This window comes from Ancylobacter sp., assembly GCF_965229075.1.
Lineage (GTDB): Bacteria > Pseudomonadota > Alphaproteobacteria > Rhizobiales > Xanthobacteraceae > Ancylobacter.
In genome coordinates this window covers 2,171,851-2,190,999 of the sequence record NZ_CBDDIO010000002.1, presented here as the reverse complement: position 1 = coordinate 2,190,999, position 19,149 = coordinate 2,171,851, and the positions used below count along the sequence as shown (strand labels likewise).

The following is a 19,149-nucleotide window of genomic DNA, read 5'->3' as shown; positions in this document are numbered from 1 at the left end:
CAACAAAGATGCGCATGCTCAATTTCATGGCCGCCGCCGCCCTAGGATTGGCGATCGGCCTCGCTCCCCAGCCCCGCGACGCCGCCCAGGCCGCGGAGCCAGCAGCCTGCAAGACGGTGCGTTTCGCCGATGTCGGCTGGACTGACATCACCGCCACCACCGCGCTCGCCTCCTCCATCCTGGAAGCGCTCGGCTACACTCCGAAGACACAGGTTCTCTCGGTGCCGGTGACGTATAAGTCGATGCAGACCAAGGATATCGACGTGTTCCTCGGCAACTGGATGCCGACGATGGAAGCCGATCTGAAGCCCTATCGCGACGATAAGACGGTTGAGGTGATCGGTGTCAATCTGGAAGGCGCCAAGTACACGCTGGCGGTGCCGACCTATCTCTATGACGAAGGGCTGAAGTCATTCACCGACATCGCCAAGTTCAAGGACAAGCTCGGCGGCAAGATTTACGGTATCGAGCCGGGCAATGACGGCAACCGCCTGATCCTCGACATGATCAAGGACGACAAATACGGTCTGAAGGGCTTCGATCTCGTCGAATCCAGCGAGCAGGGCATGCTGGCTCAGGTGGAGCGTGCCTCCCGCCGCAAGGAAGCCATCGTCTTCCTCGGCTGGGAACCGCACCCCATGAACGCCAAGTACAAGATGAGCTATCTCTCGGGCGGTGACGACGTGTTCGGCCCGAATTATGGCGGCGCCACCATCTATACCAACACCCGCGCCGGCTATACCAGCGAATGCCCGAATGTCGGCACGCTGATCAAGAACCTGAAATTCTCGCTCGACACCGAAAACGTCGTCATGGGCTACATCCTGCTCGACGGCATGGAACCCGCCAAGGCGGCGGACAAGTGGCTGAAGGCCAACCCGACCGTGTGGGAGCCCTGGCTCACCGGCGTCACCACCATCGACGGCAAGCCCGCCGTCCCGGCGGTGAAGGCCGCGCTGAAGCTCTGAGCGCGGCGCATCCGGCCTGGCGGCCCCTTGCCATGAGGGGCCGCCCCTTACGATCATAAGCGATGACCGTCACGCCGAGCCGCCTCGCGGCCGGGCCTTGACGGATGCTGACCGCAAGCGCCCCTGCCGGCAGGCGGCGCCCGCCCTCACTCACCCCGCCGAGGAGCGCCCATGTATGACTGGCTGACCGAGCACAAGATCCCGCTGGGAATCTGGCTCCGCGACTTCGTCGACCTGCTCACCACGCATGGTCAGGGCTTCTTCGACTTCGTGTCGCTGGTGCTGGGCGCGCTCATCGGCGGCTTCACCGCGGCGCTGCTCTGGGTGCCCCCGCTGCTTCTCATCGCCCTGTTCGGCCTCGCCGCCTGGCTCGTCCACCGCTCCATCGGACTGGTGGTGTTCATCGTCGGCTCGCTGCTGCTGGTGACCAATCTCGGCTACTGGTCGGCGACGATGGAGACGCTTTCGCTGGTCATCTGCGCCACACTGGTCTGCGTCGTCGTCGGCGTTCCCATCGGCATCGCCGCCGCGCATCGGCCCTGGCTCTACACCGCGATCCGGCCGGTGCTGGACCTGATGCAGACCATCCCGACCTTCGTCTATCTCATTCCAACCCTTGTGCTCTTCGGGCTCGGCGCGGTGCCGGGGCTGATCTCCACCGTCATCTTCTCCATCCCCGCCCCCATCCGCCTCACCCATCTCGGCATCTCCTCGGTACCGCCCGCGCTCTATGAGGCCGGCAAGGCGTTCGGCGCCACCAAGACGCAGCTTTTGTTCAAGGTGGAGCTGCCCTATGCGTTGCCCACCATCATGGCCGGCATCACCCAGTGCATCATGCTGAGCCTGTCGATGGTGGTCATCGCCGCCCTCGTCGGCGCCGACGGGTTGGGCAAGCCGGTGGTGCGGGCACTGAACTCCGTCAACATCGCCATGGGCTTCGAGGCCGGTCTCGCCATTGTCGTCCTCGCCATCGTGCTGGACCGTGTGTGCAAGCGGCCCGAGCGCCGCGCGCGAAAGGGCTGAACCATGGCCGCCGTCGAATTCCGCAACATCGACATCGTCTTCGGCGCCGACCAGAAGAGCGCCCTGAGACTGATCGACGAGGGTCGCTCGCGCGACGAGATCCTCGCCGCCACCGGTGCCGTGCTCGGCGCGGCCGGCGTCAGCCTTGCCATCGAGCGCGGCGAGATCTGCGTGCTCATGGGCCTGTCCGGCTCCGGGAAATCCACCATCCTGCGCGCCATCAACCGGCTGAACGAGGTGGCGCGCGGCGAGGTTCTCGTCGAGCACAAGGGCGCCGCCATCGATGTCGCGCGCTGCGACGAGAACACGCTGCGCGACATCCGCATGCACACCGTCTCCATGGTGTTCCAGCAATTCGGCCTGCTGCCCTGGCGCACGGTGCGCGACAATGTCGGTTTCGGGCTGGAGCTGCGCGGCGACATGAGCGCTGCCGAGCGCAACCGCATCGTCGATGAAAAGCTGGCCATGGTCGGCCTGACCAACTGGGCCGGGAAGTACACCAACGAACTCTCCGGCGGCATGCAGCAGCGCGTCGGCCTCGCCCGCGCCTTCGCCACCGATGCCGATATCCTGCTGATGGACGAGCCATTCTCCGCGCTCGACCCGCTGATCCGCGACAAGCTGCAGGACGAGTTGCTGGACCTGCAGCGGCGCATCCAGAAGACCATCGTCTTCGTCAGCCATGACCTCGACGAGGCGCTCAAACTCGGCAACAAGATCGCCATCATGGAGGGCGGGCGCATCGTGCAGGCCGGCACTGCCGAGGACATCCTGCTGCGTCCGGCCAATGCCTATGTCGCGGAATTCGTCAAGCACATGAATCCGCTCAACGTGCTGCGCGGCACGGCGGTGATGCGCCCGGCCGCGAGCCTCGCCCGTGACGGCGACGCCGTGGTGCTCGACCGCGACGGCCATGTGAAGGTGAAGGTCGATGCCGACGGGCGCCCGGTGGCGCTCGATCTCGACGGCCGCACCGGCGTTCTCGCGACCGCCGATGGCGAGGCCGGGCTGATCGACGACAAGCTGGCGCACGATGCCGACTGCATCGTCGCCCCGGTCGATCTCAAGCTGAAGGCAGCCATCGAACTCAAGCGCCACACCGATCTGCCGATCCTTCTGGTCGACAGCCTCGGCCGCCTCGCCGGCCTGTGCGACGACGACGAAATCTATCGCGGCCTGCTGCGGCGGCTGGACGGCTGACGCGTCCCCGTCCAACGTAGAAAGACGCCGTCAGGCCGCCTGACGGCGTTTCACAGACTGCAACGAAGCGCAGCCGCGGCGCGGTTCAGGCTGCCGCCAGACCCACAGCTTCCACGATGTCGCTCACCACCGCCTCGACGAGGTCGCGATCATCACCCTCGCCCATCACCCGGATCACCGGCTCGGTGCCGGAGGGACGGATCAGCAGCCGCCCATGGCTGTTGAGTTTCAACTCGGCGGCAGCGATCGCCTTCAGCACGCCGTCATTCTCCAGCGGCCGGCCGCTCTTATAGCGCACATTGCGCAAGATCTGCGGCAGCGGGTCGAAGCGGTGGCACACTTCCGACACCGGACGCTCACGGCGCTGCACCACGGCGAGCACCTGCAGCGCCGCCACCAGCCCGTCGCCGGTGGTGGAATAATCGGACAGGATGATGTGGCCGGACTGCTCGCCTCCGACATTAAAGCCATGGCTGCGCATATGCTCCAGCACATGACGGTCGCCCACGGGGGTGCGGGCGAGAGTGAGACCGCGATCGGCGAGATGGCGCTCCAGCCCGAGATTGGACATGACCGTGGCGACGATACCGTCGCGCGACAGCCGGCCGTCCTCCTGGAAGCTCTCCGCCACCACGGCCATGAGCTGGTCGCCGTCAACCAGCCGGCCCTTTTCATCGACGATCAGCACGCGGTCGGCGTCGCCATCAAGCGCGATGCCGATATCGGCGCGCACTTCCCGCACCTTGGCTGCCAGCGCCTCGGGCGCGGTCGAGCCGACATCACGGTTGATGTTGAAACCGTCGGGCTCGTCGCCAATGGTGATGACCTCGCAGCCGAGTTCCCACAGCGCCTCCGGAGCGACGCGATAGGCCGCGCCATTGGCGCAGTCGACCACGACCCGCAGCCCGTCAAAGGACTGGTTGCGCGGCAGGGTGCGCTTGGCGAATTCGATATAGCGCGCGTGCACACTCTCGATGCGCTTGGCGCGACCCATATGGGCGGGTTGGGCCAGCATGCCCCCCATCTCGCCGTTGATCAGCTCCTCGATCCGCAGCTCCAGCTCATCAGAGAGCTTGTAGCCGTCCGGCCCGAACAGTTTGATGCCGTTATCGTCAAAGGGGTTGTGGGAAGCCGAGATCATGACGCCGAGATCGGCGCGCATGGAATGGGTGAGCATGGCCACAGCCGGGGTCGGCATCGGGCCGAGCAGAAGCACATCCATGCCGACGGCGGTGAAGCCCGCGACCAGCGCGTTCTCGATCATGTAGCCGGACAGACGCGTGTCCTTGCCGATGACGACGCGGTGGCGATGCTCGCCCCGCTGGAACACCAGACCGGCCGCCATGCCGACCTTCAGCGCGAGTTCCGGTGTGATCGTCGCATTGGCGCGGCCGCGAATGCCGTCCGTGCCGAAGAACTTGCGTGCCATGCCTTGCCTCATGCGGATCGACGCCGTCCAGGCGCGCCATTGGCGCGTCGCGTTTTACTCTTGTCTATCATTGAGCCTAAAGGCAAGGGTTTCACAAAGTGTAAGCATTCATTGCGGCGCCGACCCGGCAGTCAAAGAGACGCTTGAGGCCGACGCGATCAGGATCACACGATCTTATCTCGCGGGATACTTCGCCAGCCTGCCGCACCGCGAAGTCGCCGACAAATAAAAAGGAAGGTCTGCTTGCGCAGACCTTCCCCTCAATTAACCTCTAGCCGGGGGCTCACGCCTGCGGCTGCGGCTCCATGCCGGCATCCGGGCGCGGCGGACGGTTCTTGCCGGCACTCGGCACCACGGAACCGCGCGCATTGGCGGGCTCGATAGTGGTGTCGCGCACCGGCGCATTGCCGTCGAGCAGCCCGATGATCTCATCGCCGGACAGCGTCTCATATTCCAGCAGGCCACGCGCCAGCGTCTCCAGCTGGTCCTTGCTCTCGGTCAGGATGCGCTTGGCCTCGGCATAGCCCTCATCCACCAGCCGCCGCACTTCGCTGTCGATGGTCTGCGCCGTCGCTTCCGAGACGTTCTGCTGGCGTTGCATCGACATGCCGAGGAACACCTCGTCATTGTTCTCGCCATAGGCAACCTGGCCGAGCTTCTCCGAGAAGCCCCAGCGGGTCACCATCATACGGGCGAGGCGAGTAGCCTGCTCGATGTCGGAGGCGGCGCCGGACGTCACCTTGTCATGGCCGAAGATCAGCTCCTCGGCGACACGGCCGCCCATCATGATGGCGAGGCGCGACGTCATCTGCTCATAGGACATGGAGAGCTTGTCACGCTCCGGCAGCTGCATGACCATGCCCAGCGCACGTCCGCGCGGGATGATCGTCGCCTTGTGCACCGGATCCGTCGCCGGAACCTTCAGCGCGACGATGGCATGGCCGCCCTCGTGATAGGCGGTGAGCAGCTTCTCGTCCTCGGTCATGACGAGCGAGCGGCGTTCCGCGCCCATCATCACCTTGTCCTTGGCGTCTTCGAAATCGCTCATCGTCACCATGCGCTTGTTGCGGCGCGCGGCCATGAGGGCGGCTTCGTTGCAGAGATTGGCGAGGTCCGCACCGGAAAAGCCGGGCGTGCCGCGGGCGATCACCTTGAGGTTCACATCCGGCGCCACCGGCACCTTGCGGGCATGAACCTTCAGAATCTGCTCGCGGCCGACCACGTCCGGGTTGGGGACCACGACCTGACGGTCGAAGCGGCCGGGACGCAGCAGAGCCGGATCGAGCACGTCGGGGCGGTTGGTGGCGGCGATGAGGATGATGCCCTCATTGGCCTCGAAACCATCCATCTCGACCAGCAGCTGGTTCAGCGTCTGTTCGCGCTCGTCATTGCCGCCGCCGAGGCCGGCGCCGCGATGACGGCCGACCGCGTCGATTTCGTCGATGAAGATGATGCAGGGGGCGTTCTTCTTCGCCTGCTCGAACATGTCGCGCACGCGGCTGGCGCCGACGCCGACGAACATCTCAACGAAGTCCGAGCCGGAAATGGTGAAGAACGGCACATTGGCTTCGCCGGCGATGGCGCGGGCGAGCAGCGTCTTGCCGGTGCCCGGAGGGCCGACCAGCAGCACGCCGCGCGGAATGCGGCCGCCCAGGCGCTGGAACTTCTGCGGGTCGCGCAGGAAGTCGACGATCTCGGTGAGATCGCTCTTGGCTTCGTCGATGCCCGCGACATCCTCGAAGGTGACGCGGCCATGGGCCTCGGTCAGCAGCTTGGCGCGGCTCTTGCCGAAGCCCATCGCCTTGCCGCCTGCCCCGCCCTGCATCTGCCGCGACAGGAAAATCCAGACGCCGATCAGCGCGATGAAGGGGAGCCAAGAGATCAGCAGGCTGACGAACCACGGCACATTGTCGGTCAGCGGCTTGGCGGTGATCGACACGCCCTTGCCGTAGAGACGCTGCACCAGCGAGGGATCATTGGGGGCGTAGGTCTGGAAGGTGCGCCCATCGGTGAAGGTGCCGGTGATCTCCGGACCCTGGATCACTACGTCGCGCACGCGCCCCTGATCAACATCGTTGAGCAGCTGCGAGAAGCTGACATCGTTCGTCGCCTGACGCTGCGCCGGATTCTGGAACAGCGAAAACAACGCCAGAAGAAGAAGAACGATGATCACCCAGAGGGCGAAATTCCTGATATTGGCGTTCATCATGTCCCTTTCGGCGTCGGATGTGACCGACGCACGGGCACCGCCGGCGCTGGCGGCCCTCCCTTGTCGCTCCGTAATTTAGGTGGCGGAGGGGGGATTGCCAAGATGCTGGGCAGCGGCCAGCTGCGACCATCCGCGCAAATCGGCGTCACCTCCGGGAACCGAGCGGCCGACGCTCCGGCGCCCGCGCCACGGCAACCCTGTGCCGGCTCACCCTCACCACCGCGCCAGCCAGCGTGCGCGCGCCCGTCTGCTGGTCGCCGAGACCGGCGATCCAGCCCATCAGCGCCTCCAGCTTGCCGAGTTCCACCGACCCTGTACCGACGGCCCCGATCACCCGGCCGAGAAGGCGAAGGGCGATCTCCTCGGGAAGGGCGGCGAGGCCGACGCGCGGAAAGGCGAGCGCGCCCTCCTCCCCTGGCACGGCCCCAAGCGCGGCGGCGGCGGCATCCGTCGCGGCTTCCAGCGCCGCATCGGCGCGGGCCATGCGGTGGGCAAGACGCCCGAGCGTCGCCGCATCGCCCCCTTCCGCCGCGAGAGACGGCAGCAGCGCCCGCAGCCGCACGCGGGCAAAGCGCGTGTTCACATTCGAGGGGTCCTCGGCGAACGCGATGTCGGCCGCTCGGCAAAGCGCGACCAGTTCCGCCTTCGGCCAGCCAAGCAGCGGGCGCAGCAGAGTGAGTCCGCCCAGCGGCCGCAGGACTGGAATGCCGGCGAGCCCGCTGACACCGGACCCGCGCAGCAACCGGAACAGGACGGTTTCGGCTTGATCGTCCAGCGTATGGGCGGTGGCGAGGGCGGTGGCGCCAATGGCGTGGGCGTGGGCGGTCAGGGCCTCGTAGCGCGCATGGCGCGCCGCCTCCTGCAACCGCGTCGCGGGGAGCGGCACGGCGAGGTCGAGCAGGCTGTGGGGGAGGCCCAACTGCGCCGCCAGCGCGGCCACGGCGCCGGCCTCGGAGCGCGACTCGGCCCTCAATCCGTGATCGACGGTGGCGATGTGAAGCTGCGTCGACGGCCGGCACTCTACCTGCCAACGCTTGGCCAGCAGCATCAGCGCGGTCGAATCCGGCCCGCCGGAAACGGCGAGCAGCACACGGTCGTGGACGCCGAAGGCGGCAAAGAGCGTGGCGAGTTCGGCCGCACGCGGGCCGAGCGCGAGATCGGCGGGCGCGGCGTCAGCAGCCGGCGCGCTTCTGCTCACGCTCCACCCCCTGCTTCACCGTCGCCGAGGCGCGGGGATATTTGTTGCCGACGGCATTCAGCGTCGCGCAGGCGGCGTCCTTCTCGCCGATCGCGGCGAGCGACTGCCCGAGCCGCAGCAGCGCGTCCGGCGCCTTCACCGCATTCGGGAAGTCGGTCGAGACTTTGAGGAAATTCTGCGCCGCTTCCTTATAGGACTTGCGCAGATACTGGCTCTCACCCAGCCAGTAATAGGCGTCCGGCGTGGCGCGGTCCGTGGGGTAGAGGCGGACGAACTGCTCGAAGGTCTGGCCCGCCCCCGCATAATCCTGGCGCTGGAGCGCGCCGAAGCCGGCATCGAACAGCTCGCGCGGGGTGCCGCCCGCGGCCGGCGTTCCCGCGCCGGCAGCCGCGCCAGACAGCGTGCCGAGGTCCATGGGCGCGCCCGAAGGGCCGGAGGGCGCGGTCGTGCCGAGGGGACGCGGCGCACCCGGCGCGCTCGCCTGCGACGACGGGTCGAACACATCGGCGCGACGGGCCGGGTCGGTGGCCGGCGCCGCCCCGACGGGAGCGCCCGTGCCGCCTTGCAACGCCCGTAGCTGCTGCTCAAGCTGCTGGTTACGGAACTGCAGCTGCTCGATCTGCCCGGTCATCTGCCGCAGCTGATTCTCCAGCCGGTCGATCCGCGTGACGAGGCTATCGGCCTCCTCCACCGTCTCGGCGGGCTGGTTGCCGCCGCGCACCTGCCCCGGCGGCTTGAAGAGATTGCCGAAGAAATTGTTGTCCGCCTGTGCCTGCGCCGCCTCATGGGGAAACGACGTAGCGGCGAAGGCGGCGACGAGAAGGAGGGCGGCGGGGCGGAGCGAGCGGACGGTCATCATGGCCATGCACTGGGACGGGAGGAGCGGCAGCGGAAGGCCGCGCGCTTTCCATTGGAGCATACGGGGCGGATCACGTCCAAAGTTTGACCCAGGGGCACCGCTTGGTCGATCACCAGCCCTTCAAATGCCAAACCCGGCCCGCAGGGCGAGCCGGGTCAAGACAGGTTCGGAGGCGGCGATCAGCTGCCGGCGGCGTTCAGCACCGTGACCGCGCGGCGGTTCTGCGACCAGCAGGAGATGTCGTTGCACACCGCGACCGGGCGCTCCTTGCCGTAGGAGATGGTCCGCATGCGGTTCGCTGCGACACCGCGCTGGACGAGGTAATCGCGCACGCTCTGGGCGCGGCGAGCGCCGAGGGCGATGTTGTATTCGCGCGTGCCGCGCTCGTCGGCATGGCCTTCAATGGTGAAGGTGTACTTGGCATAGTGGTTCAGCCACTGCGCCTGCTTATCCAGCGTGGCCTGCGCCTGCGGGGTGAGGCTGGTCTGGTCGCTCTCGAAGAACACGCGGTCGCCGACGGAGACGATGAATTCCTGCGGGCTGCCGGGAGGGGCCGAGCCGAGCGCCTGACCGGCGCCGTCCATCGGGTTCTTGGCACAGGCGGCCGCGAGCATCGCGAAACCGACGATGAAGGCGACGCGCGCGCCGCCCAGATGGCGCAACATACGGATCATTCCGCTGACTCCTGAATTCCCGACTGAACTGCCGACTGGCTGCTGGCGTCAATCAATGTTCTGTCGTGCTTTACAGAACCTTGCTGAATTGCGTCCATTTCGCGGCCATGCCTTAAACCGCCGCTTATGGTTAATCGTTCCCTGACAGAACCCGCTCAGGAGCGCAAGGGCGACCAGGCGGGATCGGACGCATAGCTGGGCGTCGGCACGCGCTGCTCGTTATAGCCGGTGATGTCGACCGTATAGAGCTGCGGCCCGCCTCCGCCCCCCGCGTCGCGGAAGAACATGATCACCCGGCCGTTCGGCGCGAAGGTCGGGCCTTCATTGTGGTAGCCCTCGGTCAGAATGCGCTCGCCCGAACCGTCCGGCCGCATCAGGCCGATGGCGAAGCGGCCTTGCGCCTGCTTGGTGAAGGCGATCACATCGCCGCGCGGCGACCACACCGGCGTCGAATAACGCCCGTCGCCGAAGGAGATGCGGCGCTGGTTCGAGCCATCGGGATTCATGATGTAGATCTGCGAGCCGCCGCCACGGTCGCTCTCGAAGCAGATCTGCGTGCCGTCCGGCGAATAGCACGGCGCGGTGTCGATGGCGGCCGTGTCGGTCAGCCGCGTGGTGGCCTTGGAGCGCAGGTCCATCACGAAGATGTTGGAATCCGCGCCCTGCTGCAGGCTCAGGATCACTCGCTGCCCGTCGGGGGCGAAGCGCGGCGAAAAGCTCATATTGGGGAAATTGCCGACGACTTCGCGCTGGCCGTTTTCGATGTTGAGCAGATAGACGCGCGGCTCGCCGCGGCCATAGCTCATATAGGTGATTTCCTGGCTTGTCGGCGAGAAGCGGGGCGTGAGCACCAAGTCGTCGCCGCGCGTGAGGTAGGTCACGTTGGCGCCGTCCTGGTCCATGATGGCGAGGCGCTTGATACGCTTCTCCTTCGGCCCGCTTTCATCGACGAAGACGATGCGGGTGTCGAAATAGCCCTTCTCGCCGGTCAGCCGCTCATAGATCGCGTCAGCGATGATATGGGCGACGCGGCGCCAGTTCTCCGGCTGGGTGAAATATTGCTGGCCGATCAGCTGCTGGCCGGCGAACACGTCCCACAGGCGGAATTCCGCCTTCACACGGCCGTCCGGCTGGCGGGTGATGCGGCCGGTGACAAGCGCCTGAGCGTTGATGACGCGCCAGTCCTGGAAGCGCGGCGAGGCGTCCGGATTGGTGATCTTCTCGACGAAGGCGGCGGGGTCGATGGGCGCGAACAGGCCGGAACGGCGCAGATCGGCGGAGATGATCTGCGACACACCCTTGCCGGCCTCGATGTCCTGCGGGCTGCCGCCGCCGACGAAATCGGTAATGGCGATGGGCAGTGGCTGCACCGTGCCCGAGGTGATGTCGAGGCGCACCGCCGCATTGGCCGGCGTCGAACCCAGCATTGCCCCGCCAAGTCCAGCGGCGCCTATCCCGGCACCGCCGAGCGCCGCCATGCCGACAAGGACCGACCGGCGGCCGACAAGACCGTTGGCTTCAAGGGAAAAACGCCGCGACATTCTGGGTACCTCGAAAAAAACGGGCATCAATGAAGCATGGCCGGGTTGAACCCCAGCTCCAGTTCCTTCCACGTGTCGTAACGGTCGGCACGCAGCATCGGGAACGGGTTCTGTTGATTGGCGATCTCGTACAGCGCCCGCTGCGCGGTTTCCCGCACGATCGGCGCATAGGCATTGCCGGCGCCCTGCACCTCGACCAGCTGCGGCGCCCCCACCAGCCGGCGGTCCGGGCTCAGCACGATCTTGAACACCACCGTCACCTGCGCGGCATCGACCGCGCCGGCCGGCAGCTTCCAGAACCGGGCGATATAGGCGCGCAGCGCGTCGATCTCGGTCTGTGACAGCGATGTCGCCGTCCCCTGCGACGCGCCGAGCGAGGCGGTATTGTTGATCGTGTCGCCAAGCGCCGCCATGCGCCGCGGGTCCTGCTTGTTCAGCAGGGCGGCGATCTGGTTCGGGTTGAAGTCGCGCTCGGGCGCCGGGTCCTGCGTCACCTTGGGCGGAATGTTCTTCGGCTTCTTCGGCGGCGCGGGCGGCGGCGGGGTGGCCTGCGCCTGTTCCTGCGGCTTCGGCTGGTCCTTGGGCGGCTCCGGCGGCTTGGCGGCGAGCGCCTCCGCATCCTGCGGCGGGGGCGGCGCGGGCTTGGATTCGGCCTGAGCGGCCGGGGGCTTGGGCTCGGCGGGCTTTGCCTGGGGCGGCGGAGGTGGCGGAGGCGGAGGTGCCGAAGGCTCATTGGCAGCCTTCACCTCGGGCTTCTCCGACACCTTGGCGTCAAGGTTCTCCGCCTGCTTGGGCGTGTCGGCCTTCTTCTCGACGACGGGCTTCGGGTTCTCCTTCGGCGCGTCCTTCTTGCCGGCCATCATCTTCGACATCTCGGAATCGGAGATGATGTCGATCGGCATGGATTCGGCCGGCGTCACCTCATAGGGCGAGGGTGACGCGAAGGAGACCGCCATGAAGCCGATGATGCCGACGTGAAGAACCGTCGAGGAGAGGAAGCCCGCCTTCATGCGTCAGCCCCCCTGATCGACTTCAGAGACCAGCGCCACGCGCTTGAAACCGGCACCGGAGAGCCGACCCATCACGCGCATGACCGAGCCATAGTCGAGGCTCTTGTCGGCGCGCACGAAGATGCGCTCCTCATAGCCGGCCTTGCCGATGGCCTGCAGCTTGGGCACGAGTTCATCGACCGGGATTTCGGTGTCCTGCAGGAAGATCTTGCCGTCCTTGGTGATGTTAACGATCAGCGGCGCGCTTTCCTGCGGCACCGCCTTGGCTTCGGTCTGCGGAAGGTCAAGCGGCACGCCCGTGGTGAGCATGGGCGCGGCGACCATGAAGATGATGAGCAGAACCAGCATCACGTCGACCATCGGCGTGACGTTGATTTCGGACATGACGGCACCGCCCCCGCGCCGGCGCGAACGCCGCGAGTGCCAGCCGCCTCCCGCTCCTCCTGCGGACATGCCCATTCGATCAGCCCCGTTCGTCGATCTGGCGCGACAGGATGGCGGAGAACTCGTCGGCGAAGCCCTCCAGCCGCGCCGCCTGCCGGTTCACCTGCGAAACGAACTTGTTATAGAAAATCGTCGCGGGAATGGCGGCGATGAGGCCGATTGCCGTCGCGAACAGGGCTTCGGCGATGCCCGGCGCCACCACGGCGAGGCTGGTGTTCTTCGATGCGGCGATCGACTGGAAGCTGGTCATGATGCCCCACACCGTGCCGAACAGGCCGATGAACGGGCCGGCCGAGCCGACGGTGGCCAGCACCAGCAGCCGGCTCTCCAGCCGTTCCACCTCGCGGGCGATGGTGACATTCATCACCTTGTCGAGCCGCTGGGTGAGGCCGGAAAGCGAGCGCGCACCGCCTTCATAGGAGCGCTTCCACTCCCGCATCGCCGCGACGAAGATCGCCGCCATGGCGTGGTTGGGGCGGGAGGAGAGCGAGCGATACAACTCTTCCAGGCTCTGGCCGGACCAGAAGGTGGTCTCGAAACGGTCCATCTGCCGCTTCATGCGGCCGTAGAGGATGGTCTTGTCGATGATGATCGCCCAGACCCAGATCGAGGCGAGGACGAGACCCGCCATCACCAGCTTCACAATGAAGTGTGCCTGGAGGAAAAGGCCGATCAGCGACAGGTCGGCGCTGCCCATGCCGGCGCCAGCGGGCGCGCTCATCGCACCGGGAGGGGCGGCGACGGCCTGACCGTCGACCTGCGCCGTCGGCGCGGCGGTGACCGGAGCGGGCGCGTTCTGGGCAATGGCTAGGGACGCGGGCGCCGTAAGAACCAGCATAACCGCGATTAAGAGCTTCTTCAGCGTCATCAAGCCAATCCTGCCCGCTCGTTAAAGGTCGCACCGCCGCTGTGCATCCGCTGCCGACAGCAGCGAATGCCCTGCATGGCTGCTTTAAGGGAACGCGCCCGCCATCAACCGACCGAGTCTGTCCAAACTTGGGCGATCAGGGCCGAGGCGCGTCTACAGCCGCGCGGTACAACACCGCATTAGGGTTAATACCGCGTTAGCGTTGCCGCATCGCAGCAGCGAAAAGGTGCTTTGCTACCGGGCGCGCGTCAGTCCTGCGGGGCCTGTTCCAGCGCCAGCTTCATCGCGGCGCGCAACGCATCGGGGATACGACGGGCGCGGCCTTGCGCGACGAAGGCCACTTTTACCTTGCCCTCGACCAGCAGTTCCTCTCCCCGCTTCACCTTCTGGGCGAGCGTAATGGAGGCGCCGGCGACCTCCACCGGGCTTGTGTGGACTTCCAGCACGTCGTCGATACGCGCGGGGCGGACGAACTGCAGTTCCATGGAGCGCACAACGAAGGCGAAACCCGGCGCCTCGGCCAGCGCCTCGCCGAACAATTCGCCCTGCACCACGCCGATGAGGCGCAGATGGTCGGAACGGGCGCGCTCCATGAATTTGAGGTAGTTGGCGTGATAGACGATGCCGGAGAAATCCGTGTCCTCGTAATAGACCCGCACGGGAAGCACATGCCCGCCCGGCACCAGCCGGCCGGCCAGATGCAGGAAAGGGTCGGCCTTGAGGGTTTCCGGGGAGAAGGGTGCGGCGCGCTCGTTCATGCCGCCCTCATAGACGAGAAGTGCCTGCAAAAAAAGAACCGCGCCCTTCGGATAAAGGGCGCGGTCGCAGATGGTCGAGCCGATCAGCGCTGGACATCATCCGTCGGCGCGGAAGGCGCGGCCGGGCGGTTGCGACGGTCGGCCATGAACTGGTCGAACTCGGCCTTGTCCTTGGCCTGACGCAGGCGGTCGAGGAAGGACCGGAAGTCCTTCTGTTCCTCTTCCAGCCGGCGCAGCGTCTCCTGGCGGTATTCGTCGAAGGCGCGGTTGCCGCTGGAGGGGAAACCGCCGCCGAACCGGCTGCCGAAGTTACGCACCGCTTCCGCGCCTTCTTCCTGCCAGCGGCCGAAGCCGCGCTTGCCACTACAAAACATCCGTCCACTCCCTATCGTGAAGGCCAGGACCGCAAGACCCAGAGGCCACCAGGCCATGAAGCCCAGTACCGTGAGCGCGATCCAGGCCGGCTTGCCGTAACTGTCGAGCTTCTGTGCGAGCTCCATGGGCGTACCGCTCCTGGGTAGACCCGCCGCGGGCACCATGCCCGCTCGGGTTAATGTTAATCACATTTACATAGATAGAAATCCGCCCCCCGCTTGTCAACGGGCGCGGTCCGCGGGATTGAAAAGCAAAGGACTGCTTCGATGACCGCTTTGATTCCCGACTGGACCGAGGTCGCCCCGCTCTTCGAGCCCGATGGCCGACTGCGCGACCTCTATGTGCTCGACGCCGGCCCCGAGGGCTGGCAGGCCGTGATCGACGGGCTGCGCACGCTCGACCCGCCGGCCATTTTCGAAACCGATGGCGAGCCGGCCCTTATGCCCGCTCGCATCGAAGATGTGTTTGCCGTCTGGAAGCGCGCAAGTCCCAGCCTCCGGTGGAATTCCGGCAATGTCGTGGTCAACCTTCACTTCTTCCGCAGCGACGACATTGAGTTCGACATCGACCCCGCCGATGTCTGCGAGCCGGAGGACTGGCAGGCGCTCGGCGGGTTCATGCTGTGGCTGGCTGAACGCGCGCAGCGCCCGGTGATCCTGACACCGGAAAACAAGCCCGACGATATCCTGCTGTTCTGCCGCGGCGCCGGCGCCGCCATCGAGGTCAACCTGACGGCGGAAGACTAAGCGCTCCGCCGAGTGTCGCCGTCTCGTGTTGACCGCAACCGCAAAGCGATTTTAGCTTCGCCGCTTCTGCTCTTACGTTAGGTTGGTCTCATGGACGCCCTAACTTGGCTTTCGCGTTGGTACAAAGCTCAATGCGATGGGAATTGGGAGCACGGATACGGCGTCTCTATCACGAACATCGACAACCCTGGCTGGTGGCTAAAGATCGAGCTTGCCGGAACGGACTGCGACGGCCGAACACTCGATAAGATCGAGCACAACTATGGGCATGAGACCGACTGGTGGGTCTGTTCGGTTGAGAACAACGTGTTCCACGGCTTCAGCGGCCCTCTCCACCTGCAATCGCTTATAGAGACGTTTCGAGGCTGGGCGACGAACGGCCCTCTGGCGAGATAAATGCAGCGGGCCGGCCCATCGCGCGCCTAGCTGCCCGCGCCGAGCCCCTTGAGATAGACGAGGAAAGCGGCTTCCAAGAGATCGTCCGGCGCCATGGGCAGCTTGCGGCGGGCGCCGTCGGCGCGGCCGAACAGCGAGGCGACGCCATGCGCCAGCGCCCAAGTGTGCAACGCCACCATCAGCGCGGGCGGTCGATCCCCGGCCGACATGGAAGCGACCAGCGTGTCCGCCGCCTCGCGCAGCACGCCGAAGGCCCGTTGGCCAGCCTGATCGAGCGCCGGATAAGCCTCGTTGCGCAGGCCGGATTCGAACATGGCGACATAGTCCGCCGGATGCTCGCGGGCAAAGGCGAGATAGGCGCGGCCGAGCCGTTCAAAGGCCTCCGCCGGGGTCGGCCGCCCCTCGTTCCAGCCCGCTTCCAGCGCCTTGGTGAAGCGCTCGAAACCGTCGGCTGCCACCGCCGCAAGCAGGTCGTCGCGGTCGCGGAAATGGCGGTAGGGCGCGGCCGGAGAAACGCCGGCGCGGCGCGCCGCCTCGGCGAAAGTGGCGCCAGCGGTGCCCTTTTCGCCGATCAGCTCAAGCGCCGCCTTCATCAGGGCTTCCCGAAGGTTGCCGTGATGGTAACCGCGCGATTCTCCGCCGTTCCGGGACCAGCTCATGTGAAGGGGACTTACATCACGCCAGGGGCCGCGTCGATGGCTGCGTCGATGGCCGCGCCAATGGCGCCCGCGCCTTAATCACCGCCCTCGTCGAACAGCGGCATCTGGTTGACGCTGGCCGGTGCGGCAAGGCCGAGATGCTTGAAGGCATGCGCGGTCAGCACCCGCCCGCGCGGGGTGCGCTGGAGAAAGCCCTGCTGCACCAGATAGGGCTCGATGATTTCCTCGATGGCGTCGCGCGGCTCGGACAGCGCAGCCGCGATGGTATCCACCCCCACCGGCCCGCCGCCATAATTCATCGCCACCACGGTGAGATAGCGCCGGTCCATCTGGTCGAGGCCGAGCCCGTCCACCTCCAGCGCCCGCAGCGCGTGGTCGGCGGCGGCGCGGTCGATGATCTCCTTGCCCGCCACCAGGGTGAAGTCGCGCACCCGGCGCAGCAGCCGGCCGGCGATGCGCGGCGTGCCGCGCGCGCGGCGGGCGATCTCGCGCGCGCCGTCCCGGGCGATGGGGATGCCCATCACCCGCGCGCCGCGCGTCACCACCAGTTCCAGTTCTTCGACGGTGTAGAAGTTCAGCCGGATCGGGATGCCGAAACGGTCGCGCAGCGGCGTGGTCAGAAGTCCCGAGCGCGTGGTCGCGCCGACCAGGGTGAACTTCGACAGCGAGATCTTCACCGACCGCGCCGCCGGACCCTCGCCGATGATCAGGTCGAGCTCGTAATCCTCCATGGCGGGATAGAGGATTTCCTCCACCGCCGGGTTGAGCCGGTGAATCTCGTCGATGAACAAGACGTCGCGTTCTTCGAGATTGGTCAGCAGCGCCGCGAGGTCGCCGGCCTTGGCGATGACGGGGCCGGAGGTGGAACGGAAACCGACGCCGAGTTCGCGCGCCACGATCTGCGCCAGCGTGGTCTTGCCCAGCCCCGGCGGGCCGACGAACAGCACATGGTCGAGCGCCTCGCCGCGCGCCTTGGCTGCCTTGATGAAGATGTCGAGATTGGCCCGCGCCTGCTCCTGCCCGACGAACTCCGCGAGGTTCTGCGGCCGCAGCGAGGCCTCCGCGAGGTCCTCCTCGCGCTTGTCGGGGGCGACGAGACGTTTGGCGTTCATTCCGCCCTCCCCCGGTCACGCGCGGGAAAGACGCCGCCGGCCATCAGCACGCCGGTGACGAGTGCCACCGTCGCCGCGAGAATGGGGGCCAGCCGCACCGCCCGCTGCTCGAACAGTTCGCGAAACGCGCCAAAATCATAGGACACCGCGATAACGCCGAGCGGTAGCAATGCCACCACCACTACCGCGGCAAGCACGAAGAGCGGGTGCCGCGACCGGAAGGAAAGGGCAAAGGCACAGATCCCTGCCACCACGCCGCCCGGTACCACCGCGATCGCGGCATAGTTCGCGGAGGCCGCGCTGTGCATCAGCCGCTCGATGGTGAGCACGGCGAGGATCGCCCCGCCATAGGCGAAGATCATCGCCGGAATGCGGGCCGACCACGGCCAGGGCTGGCGCTTCCCCGGCTCGCGCGCGGTGATGAAGCGCAGCATCATCGCGCCAGTTCCTTCAGGCCGAGCCGGATCAGCTTGGCGGCATCGGCGCCCTCGCCGGCCTCGCGCAGGGCGGCGGCGATGGCCGCGCTCGCCTGAAGCTGCGCATAGCCGAGATTGACCAGCGCCGAAACGGCATCCGCCACCGGGCCGGGCGCCTGCCGCTCCTCGATCTGTGCCGCGAGGCCCGCCACTGCCGGATCGACGCTGGCGAAGCCCGGCGCCTTGTCCTTCAATTCGGCGACGATCCGGGCGGCGACCTTGGGGCCGACGCCATTGGCGCGCGCCACCATCACCTTGTCACCGAGCGCCACCGCATTGGCGAGTTCGGCGGGTGAGAGGGTGGAAAGCACGTTGAGCGCCACCTTGGAGCCGACACCCTGCACATTCTGCAGCAGCAGGAACCAGCTTTTCTCCGCCGGCGTGGCGAAGCCGTAGAGCCGGATCATGTCCTCGCGCACGAAGGTTTCGATGAACAGGACCGCCGCCTCGCCGGCCTTGGGCAGCGCCTGCAGCGTGCGCCCGGAGCAGTGGACGAGATAGCCCACGCCCTGTACGTCGAGGATCACATGGTCGTCGCCATAGCTGTCGACGAGGCCCTTAAGCTTGCCGATCATCGTGCCGCCGCCTTTGCCGTGAGCTTCGGCGGCACCTTTGCCGCCATCTGCGCCTTCATCGCCGCCATGCCCCGATGCTGCGCATGCGTCACCGCCACCGCAAGCGCATCCGCCGCGTCATCGGTGGTGAAATCCGCCTGCGGCAACAAGATCTTCATCATCAGCCGAATCTGCGCCTTCTCCGCCCGGCCGGCGCCGACCACGGTCTTCTTCACCAGCAGCGCCGCATATTCCGACACTGGCACTCCCGCGAGCGCCGGGGTCAGCATCACCACGCCGCGCGCCTGGCCGAGCTTGAGCGTCGAGGCCGGGTTCACATTGACGAAGGTTTCTTCCACCGCCGCCTCATCGGGGGCATAGGCGCGCAGAACCTGCATCAGCTCGGTATGGAGACAGGCCAGCCGCTCGGCGAGCCCCCCCTCTTCCGGCGGCATCACCGTGCCGCAGGCGACGAAGCTCAGCCGCGTGCCGGCAGCCTCGATCACCCCCCAGCCGGTGCGGCGGAGGCCCGGATCGAGCCCGAGAATGCGAATCGGCGACGGCACCATGTCCTAGGGCGTAGCCGAACAAAGGACGAACGCCTAGGGGAGACGCCGCGCATCGTCGCTCAGGGTGAACGCGCTGTTAAC

The 19,149-nt window shown here is 66.7% G+C and carries 21 protein-coding genes; 5 read left to right on the top strand and 16 right to left on the bottom strand.

Annotated features, from left to right (window positions below):
* Positions 1-14 precede the first annotated feature (14 nt).
* The 3 genes from ACO07Z_RS16290 to choV all read left to right on the top strand — a co-directional run bounded on the left by ACO07Z_RS16290 (position 15) and on the right by choV (position 3,191).
* Positions 15-968, top strand: coding sequence for a choline ABC transporter substrate-binding protein (locus tag ACO07Z_RS16290; protein ID WP_421700833.1), 954 nt, complete (start codon positions 15-17; stop codon positions 966-968).
* Between the two features lie 171 nt (positions 969-1,139).
* Positions 1,140-1,991, top strand: a complete 852-nt coding sequence (choW, locus tag ACO07Z_RS16285) for a choline ABC transporter permease subunit (protein ID WP_244450648.1) — start codon at positions 1,140-1,142, stop codon at positions 1,989-1,991.
* Positions 1,992-1,994: 3 nt separating this feature from the next.
* Positions 1,995-3,191, top strand: a complete 1,197-nt coding sequence (gene choV, locus ACO07Z_RS16280) for a choline ABC transporter ATP-binding protein (protein ID WP_244450647.1) — start codon at positions 1,995-1,997, stop codon at positions 3,189-3,191.
* Between the two features lie 85 nt (positions 3,192-3,276).
* On the opposite strand, the gene glmM is transcribed toward choV, so the two are convergent.
* The 11 genes from glmM to ACO07Z_RS16225 all read right to left on the bottom strand — a co-directional run bounded on the left by glmM (position 3,277) and on the right by ACO07Z_RS16225 (position 14,681).
* On the bottom strand, positions 3,277-4,620 hold the full coding sequence (glmM, locus tag ACO07Z_RS16275; RefSeq protein WP_421699655.1) for a phosphoglucosamine mutase: 1,344 nt from the start codon (positions 4,618-4,620) through the stop codon (positions 3,277-3,279).
* Positions 4,621-4,903: 283 nt separating this feature from the next.
* Complete coding sequence (gene ftsH / locus ACO07Z_RS16270; protein WP_421700832.1) at positions 4,904-6,826, bottom strand: ATP-dependent zinc metalloprotease FtsH; 1,923 nt, start codon at positions 6,824-6,826, stop codon at positions 4,904-4,906.
* A gap of 148 nt (positions 6,827-6,974) precedes the next feature.
* On the bottom strand, positions 6,975-8,027 hold the full coding sequence (gene tilS, locus ACO07Z_RS16265; protein ID WP_421699654.1) for a tRNA lysidine(34) synthetase TilS: 1,053 nt from the start codon (positions 8,025-8,027) through the stop codon (positions 6,975-6,977).
* Positions 8,002-8,886 carry a tol-pal system protein YbgF gene (ybgF, locus tag ACO07Z_RS16260; protein ID WP_421699653.1) on the bottom strand — a complete coding sequence of 295 codons (885 nt, stop codon included), beginning with the start codon at positions 8,884-8,886 and terminating at the stop codon, positions 8,002-8,004. The genes tilS and ybgF overlap by 26 nt, the downstream gene beginning before the upstream one ends.
* 179 nt (positions 8,887-9,065) lie before the next feature.
* Positions 9,066-9,560 carry a peptidoglycan-associated lipoprotein Pal gene (pal, locus tag ACO07Z_RS16255; RefSeq protein WP_244450643.1) on the bottom strand — a complete coding sequence of 165 codons (495 nt, stop codon included), beginning with the start codon at positions 9,558-9,560 and terminating at the stop codon, positions 9,066-9,068.
* A gap of 155 nt (positions 9,561-9,715) precedes the next feature.
* Positions 9,716-11,038 carry a Tol-Pal system beta propeller repeat protein TolB gene (gene tolB / locus ACO07Z_RS16250; protein ID WP_421700831.1) on the bottom strand — a complete coding sequence of 441 codons (1,323 nt, stop codon included), beginning with the start codon at positions 11,036-11,038 and terminating at the stop codon, positions 9,716-9,718.
* 89 nt (positions 11,039-11,127) lie between these two features.
* Positions 11,128-12,111: a cell envelope biogenesis protein TolA gene (locus tag ACO07Z_RS16245; RefSeq protein ID WP_421699652.1), complete on the bottom strand. Its 984-nt coding sequence runs from the start codon at positions 12,109-12,111 to the stop codon at positions 11,128-11,130.
* 3 nt (positions 12,112-12,114) lie between these two features.
* Positions 12,115-12,570, bottom strand: coding sequence for a protein TolR (gene tolR / locus ACO07Z_RS16240; RefSeq protein WP_244450641.1), 456 nt, complete (start codon positions 12,568-12,570; stop codon positions 12,115-12,117).
* 4 nt (positions 12,571-12,574) lie between these two features.
* Entirely contained in the window at positions 12,575-13,276 is a 702-nt protein-coding gene (gene tolQ / locus ACO07Z_RS16235) for a protein TolQ (RefSeq protein ID WP_244450837.1), read from the bottom strand.
* A 395-nt stretch (positions 13,277-13,671) separates the two neighbouring features.
* Positions 13,672-14,181: a tol-pal system-associated acyl-CoA thioesterase gene (gene ybgC, locus ACO07Z_RS16230; RefSeq protein WP_421699651.1), complete on the bottom strand. Its 510-nt coding sequence runs from the start codon at positions 14,179-14,181 to the stop codon at positions 13,672-13,674.
* A gap of 83 nt (positions 14,182-14,264) precedes the next feature.
* Positions 14,265-14,681, bottom strand: a complete 417-nt coding sequence (locus ACO07Z_RS16225) for a DUF2852 domain-containing protein (RefSeq protein ID WP_421699650.1) — start codon at positions 14,679-14,681, stop codon at positions 14,265-14,267.
* A 141-nt stretch (positions 14,682-14,822) separates the two neighbouring features.
* On the opposite strand from ACO07Z_RS16225, the gene ACO07Z_RS16220 reads away from it, so the two are divergent.
* Positions 14,823-15,302, top strand: a complete 480-nt coding sequence (locus ACO07Z_RS16220; protein ID WP_421699649.1) for a hypothetical protein — start codon at positions 14,823-14,825, stop codon at positions 15,300-15,302.
* Positions 15,303-15,392: 90 nt separating this feature from the next.
* Positions 15,393-15,698 carry an immunity 53 family protein gene (locus ACO07Z_RS16215; RefSeq protein WP_421699648.1) on the top strand — a complete coding sequence of 102 codons (306 nt, stop codon included), beginning with the start codon at positions 15,393-15,395 and terminating at the stop codon, positions 15,696-15,698.
* 26 nt (positions 15,699-15,724) lie between these two features.
* Here ACO07Z_RS16215 and ACO07Z_RS16210 read toward each other — a convergent pair whose 3' ends face one another.
* The 5 genes from ACO07Z_RS16210 to ruvC all read right to left on the bottom strand — a co-directional run bounded on the left by ACO07Z_RS16210 (position 15,725) and on the right by ruvC (position 19,068).
* Positions 15,725-16,357: a TetR/AcrR family transcriptional regulator gene (locus tag ACO07Z_RS16210; protein WP_421699647.1), complete on the bottom strand. Its 633-nt coding sequence runs from the start codon at positions 16,355-16,357 to the stop codon at positions 15,725-15,727.
* 74 nt (positions 16,358-16,431) lie between these two features.
* Complete coding sequence (gene ruvB, locus ACO07Z_RS16205) at positions 16,432-17,469, bottom strand: Holliday junction branch migration DNA helicase RuvB (RefSeq protein WP_421699646.1); 1,038 nt, start codon at positions 17,467-17,469, stop codon at positions 16,432-16,434.
* A complete protein-coding gene (locus ACO07Z_RS16200) occupies positions 17,466-17,906 on the bottom strand; it encodes a hypothetical protein (protein ID WP_421699645.1) in 441 nt (146 codons plus the stop codon). Before ACO07Z_RS16200 ends, ruvB begins: the two co-directional genes overlap by 4 nt.
* Positions 17,903-18,520, bottom strand: a complete 618-nt coding sequence (gene ruvA / locus ACO07Z_RS16195; RefSeq protein WP_244450634.1) for a Holliday junction branch migration protein RuvA — start codon at positions 18,518-18,520, stop codon at positions 17,903-17,905. Before ruvA ends, ACO07Z_RS16200 begins: the two co-directional genes overlap by 4 nt.
* Entirely contained in the window at positions 18,517-19,068 is a 552-nt protein-coding gene (gene ruvC / locus ACO07Z_RS16190; RefSeq protein ID WP_421699644.1) for a crossover junction endodeoxyribonuclease RuvC, read from the bottom strand. The genes ruvA and ruvC overlap by 4 nt, the downstream gene beginning before the upstream one ends.
* Positions 19,069-19,149: the final 81 nt, after the last annotated feature.